The organism is Paraburkholderia piptadeniae, from assembly GCF_900007165.1.
Classification (GTDB): Bacteria; Pseudomonadota; Gammaproteobacteria; order Burkholderiales; family Burkholderiaceae; genus Paraburkholderia; species Paraburkholderia piptadeniae.
This window is the reverse complement of sequence record NZ_CYGY02000006.1, coordinates 1-13,063: the sequence shown is the minus strand read 5'-3', so window position 1 is coordinate 13,063 and position 13,063 is coordinate 1. Positions and strand designations below refer to the sequence as shown.

Here is a 13,063-nt window from a genome sequence, read left to right as displayed (position 1 = left end):
ACGGCTGGGACTATTCTGTAAACCGTTGCCTTACAGTGCGTTTAGCCGAACTTGCGCGCCAAATGGAAGTTGATCATGAAGTACTCGATCTCTCTGCTTTTTGCAGTCGCAGTGGCCGTCTGTACACCCGTGTCGGCTTCTGCTCAGGGGAACGTCGGTGTCTATCAGGGTCTCGGTGTTCCGGGGCCAGTGGCGACCCCTCCACCGTCGGTTATCAACCAGCCCTACTACGGCCCTCCCGGCACCTACGGACCGCAGGGCACCTATCAGTCGGCGCCACCGCCCGTCATCTACTATCAGGCGCCACCCGTCTACGGCTATGGCCAGTGGCATGGCAATGGATGGCACAGAGGCCACGGACATCACGGGCAATGGGATGACGATTGATCGCCGATAGATCGATCAGCGATAGCCGCTCGATGAGTGGTCCTTCGTTGCCGCCATTCATGGGCACATGCTCCTTGTCCCGATCGTTGCACGAAGTCACGCGGAACGCGTTCGCGTAGCGGCGAGCATCGAGCGCGCCCAGTTCGAGGAAAACGGCGTCAGGCGCAAAGCAAAGCTCTTCCTGTAGACAGGATATCTATGTATTTTTTGCGGATGACGAGCGCGTCCCTGGTGCTGATCGAGGATCGATCCGCACATGAACGGTATTGCCGGGTTGTGCGATCGGGGCGGAGAAACGGTATATATCGTTTTTGGAATCGGACCGTTGTTCGTGGCTCAACGCACATGACTTCACGACAAACGTAATGAATTGCGGCGCCGTGCAACTGCCCGCCCGCGCGCCACCGCGAGCGATGGCCATAAAAATCGGCGGCCAACGCCTGGTCAACGCTGGCCGCCGTCATAGGCGGGCACGGAGGGCTCTCTCCGTCCACCGCCACAGAGCAGCGAGGGTGCCGATCTGCTGCTATCAGCCTACACACGATCGCGCGTAAATCCAATATGGCGAAGCTGTACGTAATAGATGCATATCGGACGTCCCGGTTATCCCGGCACTGCCGACGCCATCCGATTCCGAGGTCCGGACGTCGTCCCATCAAGTTATTAAAACAATATGACGTTAACAACATTCGGCACTGCGGATAAGACCTGACGCGATGTGCGCCGACACCGCTTGCAGCACGTCGCGTAAGGCCTCCCGGATGCGGCGCGCGATTCGACGTGACGCGCCCCGGCTCGAACGGCGCCAGCGCCGCCGCAACGAGCAGCACAGGTCGCAGCACGTGTCGCGCGCGTCTCCGGCGCAGCAAGCGGGCGTCGCGTTCAGCTACAGCGGTACGGTGCCCGAGACGATGAGGCTGAGACGATAACGGCTTACTGACCCGACGCGTGCGTCCTGAGAAACGCCACATAGCCGTTCTGCGTCTTGAGGATCTTGTCGGCGCACTCGTCGTAGTCTCCGCCCTTCGCCTTCTCCGGCCCATACATTCCACGGCATTGCGCAAAGAGCGTGAGCGTCGCGCCATCGCCTTTCGCGACGCGCGTCGCGGAGAACGCGGCCTTGCCTGAATCGTAGGGCACGTCGGTTTCGATCGCGACGGCGTCCGCGCGCGTCACGGGCGTGTCGGAATGCTGCTGGATATAGCGCTTCGTCGCTGCCCAGGCCGCGTCGCACTGCGCCGGCACGCAATCGACCACCGCATTGCGCTGGGCATCGGCGAGGCTGGTTTCGTTATGGATGAACTCCTGGGCCTGCTTCTCCTGCTTTTCCGGGGACGAGCAACCAGCGAGTGCAAGCGCAATGAGCGCGAAGGCGGTGATCTTTTTCACGTGTAAGTCTTCTCAGGTCACATTCGAGCGGGATTATAGCCGGGCATCAAAAGTATTCGCACAGCCGTATTCGCACAGCCAATGTGGCGCTCCCGTAACGGCACGCTTCCAGCACAACCGCGCGCACCGCGCGGCACAGCAATTGCTACGAAGAATTAATTGGACATACGGGAGCGACCTTGACCCGCCGGGACTTCATTGCGATAGGCACATCATCGGGCGGTGTCGATGCTCTTCGCGCCGTGGTGTCCGGGCTTCCGCACGACTTGCGGGCGGCCATCGCAATCGTGCTGCACGTAGGCGCCCACGGCAGCATCCTGCCCTCGCTTCTGAACACGGCCGGACCGCTGCGCGCCGTCCATGCCGAAGACGGCGAAACCTACTCGTGCGGCAGAATCTACGTGGCGCCGCCCGATCAGCATCTGATTGTCGAAGGCAGCCGGTTGCGGCTCGTACACGGTGCGAAGGAAAATTTTGCACGGCCCGCCATCGATCCCCTCTTTCGCAGCGCTGCCGCCGAGATGGGCCCGCGTGTGATCGGCGTGATCCTGACTGGCCTGCTGGACGACGGCGCGGCCGGCCTCGAGGCAATCCAGACATGCGGCGGCGCGACAATTGTCCAGGACCCAGCAGATGCGTTCGCGAGAGGCATGCCGTTGCACGCTTCGCCCTTCGCGGACGACATCCTGCCCTTGGCCGGCCTGGCGGGCCGGCTGATCGAACTCATCGACGGCAGAAGCGACGCGCGCACGACGGACGAGGCCGCGCCGCCTTGCGACGCCGTCGAACGCGACGCGACCGCACCGCGCGTGCGCGTTCCCGACACGCCGCCCTCTGGCGCGCGGGGCGGAGGATGACGTCATCGCGATGAGGTGCGCACCGGGCATTTCGGGGGCATTTCTGGGGCGTTTCGGCAGACATCGGCGATACGGCGCGCAAAGGCGGGAAAGGAAGATGCAAAGGGCGGCGCAGAAAGCGGCAGGACTTTTGCAGTCTATGTTTGTGAGGGGATAATAGTGATTTGCGTAGGCGCAATGCGGGAGCGGTCCGCATTGCCCGCCCGGACCGGGTCTCGGGCGACACTATCATTCTTCGAACAGGACGCGCAGCCATGCCTAAGAGACGGGCACAGACCATACCGAGCCAGGCAAACTATCCGATCGTCGGTATCGGCGCGTCGGCGGGTGGATTGGGTGCACTGCTGGAATTTTTCGAAGCGTTGCCGGCGCATACCTCCATGGCGTTCGTGGTGGTCGTCCATCTGGCGCCCGATCACGAAAGCAACCTGCCGTCGTTGCTTCAGAAGGCGACGGGGATGCCCGTGGCGGAGGTGACGAGCGCGACACCCATTCAGCCCGACCATGTGTATCTGATCGCGCCTTCGCTCGAACTGACCATGGTCGACGACTTCCTGCGCGTCGCGCCCAATCAGCCGCAGGATGGCCGCAGGGCCGCAATCGATCTGTTCTTCCGCACGCTCGCGGAAGCCCATCGCGAACGCGCGATCGGCATCGTGCTGTCCGGCGCGGGTTCGGATGGTTCCGTCGGGCTGTCGAGAGTCAAGGAAATGGGCGGCATCACGCTCGCGCAAGACCCGTCGGAAGCGGAGTACGACAGCATGCCGCGAAGCGCCATTGCCACGGGCATGGTCGACTTCGTGCTGACGGCCGCGGAGATGCCGCAACGGCTGATGGATCTGTGGTCGACTGCGCGGGAAATTCATCTTCCCGTCGTCGAAAGCGAAGCGCGCGTCGACGACCCCTCGAACGAGACGGCCGAGCGCGCATTGCGCGAGATCATGATCATCCTGCGCACGCGCACCGCGCACGATTTCCGCCATTACAAGCGGGCGACTGTATTGCGCCGGATCGAACGACGGCTGCAGGTCAACGGCATCGTCGATCTGCAGGCCTATCGCGACCATCTGCATTTGCATCCCGAAGAAACGCAGGCGCTGTTGCAAGACATGCTGATCAGCGTCACGAACTTCTTCCGAGACAAGGAAGCGTTCGACGTGCTGGAGCGCGAAGTGCTGCCGCAGCTTTTCGAAGGACGAGGCGAGCAGGACCGCATCCGCGTGTGGTCGGTCGGCTGCGCGACGGGCGAAGAAGCGTATTCGCTCGCGATGCTGCTGCAGGAGCGATCGTTGAAGTCGTCGGAGGGCATCTCGTTCCAGGTGTTCGCGACCGACATCGACGAGCGCGCGATCTCCTTCGCGCGCGCCGGCCTCTATCCCGACTCGATTCTCGCCGACGTGACGCCCGCCCGCGTGCGCCAGTTCCTTTCGAAAGACGCTGCGCATTATCGTGTGAAGAAGGAATTGCGCGAGCATATGCTGTTCGCGCATCACAACGTGCTGAGCGATCCGCCTTTCTCGCGGCTCGATCTGATCTGCTGCCGCAATCTGCTCATCTATCTGGATCGCGAAGCGCAAATGGAAATCCTCAGGATGTTCCACTTCGCGCTGCGTCCAGGCGGCGTGCTCTTTCTCGGAAGCTCCGAGTCCGCCGACAGCGTCACCTCGATGTTCAGCGTCGTCGACAAGCGCAACCGCATCTACCGCGCGAACATGGCCGTGCGCGGCGACACGCCCGTGCCCGTCGCGATCTCCGGCACGATGAGCACGCGCCCTGTCGTCGCCACGGTGCAGCCGCCGGGACGCCGCCGCTTTTCGTTCGGCGACCTGCATCAGCGGCTCGTCGAGCAATATGCGCCGCCTAGCGTGCTCGTCAGCCGCGATTCGGAGATCGTGCATCTGTCCGATCGCGCGGGCCGCTTCTTGCAATACTCGGGCGGCGAGCCGTCGCACAACATCGTCGCCGTCGTGCGTCCCGAACTGCGGCTCGAACTGCGCACCGCGATCTATCAGGCCTTGCACACGAATCGAAGCGTCGAAGCGCGGCGCGTGCGGATCGTGCGCGACGGGCGTTCGTATTTCGTCAACATGACGGCACGCCCCGTGCACGATGCCGAAGCGAATGCGGACTTCGTGCTGGTGCTGTTCGATGAAGTCGAAGACAGCATGGCTGGCGCGGAGACTCCGTCGGCCGATGCGCAGAAAGACCCGATCATCACCCAGCTCGAACGTGAATTGCTGCGCACGAAAGAACAGCTTCAGTCGACCATCGAGCAATCGGAAACATCGACGGAAGAACTGAAAGCCTCCAACGAGGAGTTGCAGGCGATCAACGAAGAGCTGCGTTCGGCGACGGAAGAACTCGAGACCAGCAAGGAAGAACTGCAGTCGATCAACGAAGAGCTGACGACTGTGAACGCCGAGCTGAAATCGAAGGTCGAGGAAACCGGCAAGATCAACGATGACTTGCAAAACCTGATCGCGGCGAACGACATCGGCACGATCTTCGTCGACCGCAATATCTGCATCAAGCGCTATACGCCGCGCGCGACGGACGTGTTCAGCATCATCCCCTCGGACATCGGCCGCTCGCTGCTCGACATCACGCACCGGCTCGAATACGACAAGCTCGCCGACGATGCCGCCGAAGCATTCGATTCATTGCGCCTCATCGAGCGCGAACTGAAGAGCAACGATGGCCGCTGGTATCTCGCGCGCTTCGTGCCGTATCGCACGACGGAGGACCGCATCGACGGCGCCGTGCTGTCGTTCATCGACATCACGGGCCGCCGCGAGGCGGAAGACCGGCTGCGCGAAGGCGAACGCCGGATGCGGATCGTGGCCGACGGCACCAAGGACTACGCGATCATCACGTTCGACGACGACGGCATCGTCACCAGCTGGAACGCGGGCGCGGAACGGATCTTCGGATACACGGAAGCGGAGATGATCGGCCAGTCCGCCGACATGCTTTCGACCGACGAAGACCGCGCCAATCACGTTGCCCAGCGCGAATTTGCGGAAGCGCGTCTGCATGGGCGCACCGACGAAGAGCGCTGGCACCTGCGCAAGGACGGCACGCGTTTCTTTACGAGCGGCGTGCTGTCGCGTCTGGACGAACCCGGCGTGAGCGGCTTTGCGAAGATCGCCCGCGATCTCGGCGAGTCCGTCGACGCGGAAACGGCCGGCCGCGGCGCACAGGTCCAGACGGTTCGCGAAGCCAGCGAGCGAGACGCGCAACGGCGGCGCGATGAATTTCTTGCGGTGGTCTCGCACGAACTCAAGCATCCCCTCAACCTGATCTCGGCGAGCGCGGAGCTGATTGCGCGCGCGCCGGAAACGCGGCAAAGCCTCAACATCTCGCGAGCTACCGATACGATCCGGCGCACGGTGATCGGCCAGGCGCAGATCATCGACGATCTGCTCGACATTTCGCGCGTGCGCACGGGCAAGCTGTCCGTGGTGCGCACGGCCGTCGACATGCGCGAGATCGTGCAGCGCGTGAGCTACGCCGTGCAGGACGATGCGAAACACCGCGGGCTCGCGCTCAATGTCTCGATGACCGATACGCCCGTCATCATCCATGCGGATCTCACGCGCATCGAGCAGATCGTCTGGAACCTGATCAGCAATGCGCTGAAGTTCACCAGTCGAGGGTCAGTGAATGTGTCGCTGAAGGTCAACGAACATGCGGAGGCGGTGCTGCGGGTGTCCGATACGGGCAGCGGCATCGAGCCCGCGCTGCTGCCGCACATCTTCGACATGTTCCAGCAGAGCCGCGACCCCACCACACGCCGCGCCGGACTCGGCATCGGCCTCGCGCTCGTCAGGGATCTCGTGAACCTGCATGGCGGCGCCGTGCAGGCGGAATCGGACGGCGTCGGCAAGGGCGCGACGTTCACGGTCACGCTTCCGACGCACGGATCGCTCGCGCACGTGAACGCGGACAGCGGCGGCGCGCTACAGTCGTTGCACGGCTTGCAGATTCTGATGGTCGACGACGACGCGGCAACGGTGGAAACGTTCAAGCTGCTTCTGGAAAGCGAGGGCGCCGTCGTTCGGACGGCCACGAGCGGCGAAGAAGCATTGACGATGCTCGACGGCCAGGCGCCCGACGTCGTGCTGTCCGATATCGGCATGCCTGGCATGAGCGGACTCGAATTCGTCGGCAAGCTACGGCAGGAACCGTCGATGAAATCCGTGCTCTGCATTGCGCTCAGCGGCTTTGGCGAGGAGGACGATGTCAGCGAGGCACAAAATGCCGGCTTCGATGCTCACATGAAGAAGCCTGTGCTGCTGGAAGATCTGCTCACGGTTTTCTCGCGTCTGCGCAAATAGAGCGTGCATCTGCACGACCGTCGTGATGCATGCTCGACGACCGACGCGAATGCCGCGAGCTTCGGAGAAGCATCGGGCGATGGGAGCGAAGCGGGAAATCATGGACAGTTTCGACAATCTCGGCAACAACGCGAAAGCGCAATTCGACGAAGCCGTCAGGCGACTGGAGGCAGCGGATGCGCGCGTCCGGGCTCTTTCCGCCAATCCGCTCGCGGACGAAACGGCGAAGCAAACTGCGCTGCAGGCCTATAAGGAAGCGCGGCTGTTGTGGCTGAGCTGCGAAGCGGTGTTGCGTAGCGCCGCAATCGTCGAGAACCCGACGCAGTACGCGGGCAAGAGCATTGCTATCGTTCACGCCAATGCGCATGTCGGCGAGTCGCTTGCGCTGCTATTGCGCCTGCGAGGATTCAAGACAACCGTGCTGCCGACGGAGCGTCTCCCGGATGCGGTTTCGCACGGACCTGCTACGGCCATTCTCGTCGACGTGGAAAGGAGGCTCGATGAGGCCTCCGTGCTGGCGATCTGCGAACTCAAAACGGAGCCGTCGATCCGCATCATCGCGATGGTTCCGGAGGGGCTGGAACACGACGAGTACGTCGGCTTCGACGCCGTCCTCGTGAAGCCGGCTTCGATCGATACGATCGTTCAGGCCATCCTGTTCGAGACCTGACAGCGGCACGCATCGCCCTTCAATGCTTTCCCGGAGACAACACTTGCGACAAACGTACTTCTACATCAACGGCGCGAGCGACAGCCACACTCCGGAACGCGAGCTGATCCAGATTGACAAGGCCGGCTATACCGTCGCGCTCAATCGCGTCGCAATCGACGACGTGCCGCAGTACCTTCCCGCAGCGGATCGCCCACAACTGAATGTTCTGCTTAGACGCATCGCTCGCGATGACTTGCTCGTCGTACTGAAGCTCTCCGCGCTCGGATGCAGTGCACGAGATGTACTCGCGACATTGACGCGATGCCGCGGCGCAAAGGTGTCCGTGCGATGCGTCGAGCTCGGCAGCGTGGATCTGACGGGCAATCCTGAACCGCAAGCCGTCAGAACGCTGCGCGCCGTCGTGCAGATGGAGATCGCGACGCGAAGCCAGCGAAGCAGGAAGAGCTTGCAATCCGCGCAGGAAAGCGGACGGCACACTGGCCGCCCCGCGTCGCTCTCGCGCACCGACAGGGCACGCGTCATGCGCTCGCTCGACAAAGGGCTGTCCGTCAGCGAAGTCGCGCGCAAGTTCGGCACCTCGCGTCAAACCATCATGCGAATACGGGACGCGTCTTCCGTTCAGGCGACTGCGCAGCGCTGAACTATCGCTCATTCAGCTTCGCCGCCGCCATCGCAATGCGTTGACGTACGACGCTGATGGCCTGCTTGAGCGCATAGACGTCATGTAGATAACGCGTTGGCACGCGTATCTGGCTTGCCTGCGCGTCGATGTTCTCGATTTCATTGCGCCATTGGTCAACGAGATCATTCGACGGCCGCGCAGTTCTCCATATTTCATCTTCCAGCGATTTCAGTTCGCAATACCAGACGATAAAGCGGTTCTTTATCCGCGTCTCGACCATTCGCGGCAAAGCCTGCACGACGCCGATGAGCACCGCCATGAACGGCAATAGAATAAGCAGGCGTCTTTCGATAAAGCTCGCCAGCCAGAATGGAAGATAGCGCTGAAGAAAGGGACGCCCCGATTTGAAATAACGCTCGCTTTCACCGGAAAGAGGAAACTCGTCGGTATTCAGATTCGGAAATGCGCCGAGTGGCGTGAAGTAGTCTTCGCCCGAGTGAACGGTCCGGGCGGCATCCAGCAGCAGATAGACGAGTGCCGGATGCAACGTGTCTTTTGCGACGAGCAGCGCCGTCGCGGCCAGCAGCGTGACATCGTTTTGCGGGCGGTCATTCACGATGCTGGTCGAGCCGCGCGGAAACGTCACCTTCGAAAGCGATGGGAACTTCTGCACGAGTGCGTCCGCCTGAGCAAAACTCATTAGCTTCAGGTCGCTGTTCAACAGCGCTTTCTGCATCGGCGCATCCGGTCTGCCGATAAAGAATGCGGCATCGAGACAGCCGTCTTCGAGGCAGCGATATGCTTTCTCCGCATCGGTTTCGATCAGGTGCGTATTGTCGCGATCGATCCCGCTATAGCCGAGGAGCACGAGCGACACGTGCAGCAACCCGCTGCCGGGCACGCCGATGCCGATCCGCTTGCCGCGCAGTTGCACGAGGCGGTTGACGACGGCGTCGCCGCGATAGAACACCCAGATCGGTTCGTACGAAACTGCTGCGATCGTCTGCAACCCGTCCGTTTCCTGCGGCGTGGTGGTGCCCGATTGAATGAAGCCCACCTGGTACTCGCTATTGGGATCTCTCAGCCGCTGATAGTTTTCGACGGAACCTGAAGAACTGCGTATATCGAGCGTGACGCCGTCGCGTTTGAGGACGGGCGCATACCGGTCTGCAAAGCCGCGATAGATGCCTTTGTCCGCGCCTGTCGTGATGACGATTCGCGTCTGAAATGCCGGCTCGATGATCGTGAACAGCACCCAGCCCAGCGCGGTCAGCACGACGATCGCGCCGAGGATCAGAAGACGCCGGCGTCGTGGCGTGACGGGCGTCTTCTGGCTGCGATGGAGCGCTGGGTTGTCCCTTCGCATCGTCCCTACTGGTATTCAGTACTTTTCCGGAACGTATCGAAGTGGCCGGTTCAATTCCCGATAACCTTCGGGCTTTTGCCGTTTCGGCAGCTTCACCTTTTCGCGTGGCATCGTCTTATACGGAATGCTGTTGAGCAGATGCGTGATCAGATTCAGCCGCGCGCGTTTCTTGTCGTCCGAGCGCACGACGTGCCAGGGAGCCTGCTCGGTATCGGTGGCGGCGAACATGTCGTCCCGCGCGCGCGAATAGTCATACCAGCGGCTATATGAGCGCAAATCCATCGGCGTGAGTTTCCATGTCTTCCGCTCGTCGGTGATACGCGCCTGGAGCCGTCGCGTCTGTTCGTCCTCGCTGACTTCGAGCCAGTACTTCAGAAGAATGATGCCCGAGCCGATGATCGCATGCTCGATGAGCGGCACGGCCTTGAAGAAGTGCTGCACCTGCTCTTCCGTGCAAAAGCCCATTACGCGCTCGACGCCTGCGCGGTTGTACCAGCTTCGATCGAACAGAACGATCTCGCCGGCAGCAGGCAAATGCGGAAGATAGCGCTGGATATACATCTGCGTCTTCTCGCGGTCGGTCGGCGCGGGCAGCGCGATGACCCGGAAAACGCGCGGACTGACGCGTTCGGTGATCGCCTTGATCGTTCCGCCCTTGCCTGCGCTGTCGCGCCCTTCGAAGATCACGCACACTTTCGCGCCCGTTTGCACAACCCATTCCTGAAGCTTCACCAGTTCGACGTGAAGCAACGCGAGTTCTTTTTCATATTGCTTGTTCTTCAGGCGCCCGTGCGCCGCTACTGCTTCCTGTGCTTTTTCCGCGTGCTTGCCATTCGCGCCGTTCCTGTCATTCCTGGTCTTGTCATTCATCATCTCAGCCATCGTTGATCTCCCGTGACCGCCACGCAAAATGGTTGCTGACTGGTTGCTGACTGGTTGTTGACGAAGGCGCCGCGGCATCGGAGCCGTTTGCACAGCCGTCCGCGAGGCAGACGCGATGTTGCCCCAGGCGCGACCCTACGCGATGCCGTGCGGCCGAAACGCCTCAGCTTTCGTCGCGTTCAGGCACGACCTGCACGACCAGCGTGCGGCTTTTCCAGAACATGTTGTGCACGCGCGGCTGCAGCGTTTGCAGCACGTGCGACGCTATATCGTTGAAACCGAGCACGACGGCGGGACGTTCGCCCGTTCCTTCGACGCGCTGGATCGTATCGAAAGGCGGAAACCCATAGTGGCAAAGAAAGGTCTTGATTTCCTCATCCGTCGTGCTGTCTTCGACGTTGCCTACCCATAGTTCAGCCATAGCGCATTTCTCCTCATGGAAGTCCGCTGATCACTTCACCCCTGCATCGCACGCCCCGACACACTCAATATATTCATTGTGCGCTCGCGTGTGGCAAATACCTGCCCGAAAACGCATTGCGTCCGTTCAGAAAGATGAATCGACGCTGCGAAATACGAAATGACGACAGTGATCAATTCGAAAATTGCAACGTGCTATTTTTCAAGGCGCGGAAGCCGGCTTATTATCTTTCTCTTGCTTCTGAGGTTCTGCTTGCTGTTGCTCAGCTTGCTTTCTTGCTTCGCGAGCCTTTTGCTCTGCCTTGCGCTGCGCGTCCTGCATCTGCTTCGTTGCGGCCGGCTGCGCGACGGCGACGGGCGCCGCGGTAATCAAAATGGCAAACGAAACGGTGGCACCTGCCGCGACTGCCAGTACAGCCAGATCGAATCTGTTCATGGTCTTCTCCGCTGCCTGCTTTCGAATTGAATCTTATAAGGCGCGCATCGCCGCGTCGATATTCAATCCACCTGGCGGCAAATCCGAACGGCTAAAGCGGACCAGCGCGAAGGCCCGCGTCTCCGGCCTGGGACCGGGAATGCGCGCGAAGTGAAATTCGATTTCGCGCGCGCCTTGCACGTTGGCCTTCTGGATCACGTTCATCATGTCGATGCGAATGCGCCGGATCTTGATGTAGACATGCTCCGATGGCTTGCTCAACACTTCACACACGCCCTTGAGGTCGAGTTCGATGGTATCTGTCGGCACTCTGAGCGCCGCCAGGCTGTCCGCGTTCTCCGCAATCTGCGCCTGCACATGCGCGAGTTCTTCCGAGGTCGTACCGTCGCCGCCGACGACGGACCGAATACCCGTGCCCTGCCGATGCAGCAGAGCGACGCGCTCCTGCATCAGTTCGCGTCCTCGCGCGAGGCGATCCGCGCGATCGGTCGCCAAACGGGAAAGCCCTTCCAGCGCCATCTGGTCGATCAGCCGCCGCACGAGTTCCTCGCGCAACTCCGATTCCGTCCGCCCGCAAATCCTCACGCGATGATCGCTGAAGGACAACGTCGTTTGCACGACGTCATGGCGCAGCGTGTCGCCCTCCAGTGCAACGCCGAGCACGTGGCGCTCGGTCAAGGCCATCCCGAGCGTTCCGTGGACATCCGCTGCGCCGGGGTGCTGCTCGAAAAAGGTGCGCACCGCTTCGGAGCGGCCGAACGCGCGCGCAATATCGTCCGGCGTCGCAAAGAACGCGCGCAGGCAGGGATTGCTGGACCACGCAGCGGCATTGGCCTCGAGCGTGGCGGGCAGCGAGGCGATCAACTCGTCTACGTACTGGAGCGTTGCTGCGACGGGCCGTTTCAGACGACGCCGGTAATGGCTCGCCATTTTCAGTCGCGGATGAATGGCGAGAATGCGCCCGACCGCTTCATCGATACGCGCGGCGTCGACCGCTGGAACGTGGACTCGCTCGCGACGGAACAGCCAGCGCAATAGACCCATTGTCGTATTCTCCGAAGGCCAGGCATCATCAAACATAGTCTAAGGCGCACGGAAATGCGCAGCGGGCGCCCATGGTCAACGGTGCGACATACATTTGCCGCTCGCAAAGGTGGGGCGCGCGGCTTTCAGCGACTACGCATCGGGAATCTGCCTGAACGCATCGAACCGCGCAAAAGGCGGCGCAAGCTCTTCGACTTCCATCCTGTCGACGAGCGCGGCGGGCATGCCGTCGATCATCCAGTCGCACATCTCGCGTACCTGCTCCGGTGCGCCCTGGAGCAGTGCCTCGACCGAACCGTCCATCCGGTTGCGCACCCAGCCCGCGACACCGAGCGCGGCCGCCTGTTGCACGCACGCCGCCCTGTACCCCACGCCCTGAACCGTGCCCGTCACTCTCACGAGCAGCGTCGTCACCCCGCCATCGAAATCGCCTGCCATCCGCGCGCTCCACCGACAAAACCGCCTCGAAAATATCGCACTCGTACCGATGTGTCGATCGTATGTCACGTCGTCGCGCTACCGCCAGGATGCACCGGGCAACCCCGTGGCTGTGGAGTTACAGGGAAGGCATTGCGGATTCAACCGGTCGATGCAATAGTTTGCTGGAATCGCTCGGCTGGCGTTTCATAGTTCAGGGTTTTCCTCGGACG

General features: G+C 61.6%; 12 protein-coding genes. 5 read left to right on the top strand and 7 right to left on the bottom strand.

Annotated features, from left to right (window positions below; all coding sequences use genetic code 11):
- Positions 1-75 precede the first annotated feature (75 nt).
- Complete coding sequence (locus BN2476_RS01795) at positions 76-387, top strand: hypothetical protein (protein ID WP_087732457.1); 312 nt, start codon at positions 76-78, stop codon at positions 385-387.
- A 933-nt stretch (positions 388-1,320) separates the two neighbouring features.
- Here BN2476_RS01795 and BN2476_RS01790 read toward each other — a convergent pair.
- Positions 1,321-1,776 (bottom strand): lipoprotein, encoded by a 456-nt coding sequence (locus BN2476_RS01790; protein ID WP_087732456.1) that lies wholly within the window; start codon positions 1,774-1,776, stop codon positions 1,321-1,323.
- Between the two features lie 179 nt (positions 1,777-1,955).
- On the opposite strand from BN2476_RS01790, the gene BN2476_RS01785 reads away from it, so the two are divergent.
- The 4 genes from BN2476_RS01785 to BN2476_RS01770 all read left to right on the top strand — a co-directional run bounded on the left by BN2476_RS01785 (position 1,956) and on the right by BN2476_RS01770 (position 8,283).
- Complete coding sequence (locus BN2476_RS01785; protein WP_087732455.1) at positions 1,956-2,633, top strand: chemotaxis protein CheB; 678 nt, start codon at positions 1,956-1,958, stop codon at positions 2,631-2,633.
- 254 nt (positions 2,634-2,887) lie between these two features.
- The gene (locus BN2476_RS01780) at positions 2,888-6,970 is read left to right on the top strand and encodes a CheR family methyltransferase (protein WP_087732454.1); all 4,083 of its coding nucleotides are present in this window, start codon (positions 2,888-2,890) and stop codon (positions 6,968-6,970) included.
- A gap of 100 nt (positions 6,971-7,070) precedes the next feature.
- Positions 7,071-7,640: a response regulator transcription factor gene (locus tag BN2476_RS01775; protein WP_143810881.1), complete on the top strand. Its 570-nt coding sequence runs from the start codon at positions 7,071-7,073 to the stop codon at positions 7,638-7,640.
- A gap of 43 nt (positions 7,641-7,683) precedes the next feature.
- Complete coding sequence (locus BN2476_RS01770) at positions 7,684-8,283, top strand: recombinase family protein (protein WP_235850664.1); 600 nt, start codon at positions 7,684-7,686, stop codon at positions 8,281-8,283.
- 1 nt (position 8,284) lies between these two features.
- Here the strand turns inward: BN2476_RS01770 and BN2476_RS01765 are convergent, their stop codons facing one another.
- The 6 genes from BN2476_RS01765 to BN2476_RS01740 form a co-directional block, all read right to left on the bottom strand.
- Positions 8,285-9,631 carry a TAXI family TRAP transporter solute-binding subunit gene (locus tag BN2476_RS01765; RefSeq protein WP_087732451.1) on the bottom strand — a complete coding sequence of 449 codons (1,347 nt, stop codon included), beginning with the start codon at positions 9,629-9,631 and terminating at the stop codon, positions 8,285-8,287.
- Positions 9,632-9,646: 15 nt separating this feature from the next.
- Entirely contained in the window at positions 9,647-10,504 is an 858-nt protein-coding gene (gene ppk2 / locus BN2476_RS01760) for a polyphosphate kinase 2 (protein WP_438942851.1), read from the bottom strand.
- Between the two features lie 172 nt (positions 10,505-10,676).
- Complete coding sequence (locus tag BN2476_RS01755; protein WP_087732449.1) at positions 10,677-10,934, bottom strand: hypothetical protein; 258 nt, start codon at positions 10,932-10,934, stop codon at positions 10,677-10,679.
- Positions 10,935-11,135: 201 nt separating this feature from the next.
- A complete protein-coding gene (locus BN2476_RS01750) occupies positions 11,136-11,369 on the bottom strand; it encodes a hypothetical protein (RefSeq protein WP_087732448.1) in 234 nt (77 codons plus the stop codon).
- 33 nt (positions 11,370-11,402) lie between these two features.
- Positions 11,403-12,413: a hypothetical protein gene (locus BN2476_RS01745; protein WP_087732447.1), complete on the bottom strand. Its 1,011-nt coding sequence runs from the start codon at positions 12,411-12,413 to the stop codon at positions 11,403-11,405.
- Between the two features lie 132 nt (positions 12,414-12,545).
- Complete coding sequence (locus BN2476_RS01740; protein WP_087732446.1) at positions 12,546-12,851, bottom strand: acylphosphatase; 306 nt, start codon at positions 12,849-12,851, stop codon at positions 12,546-12,548.
- Positions 12,852-13,063 lie beyond the last annotated feature (212 nt).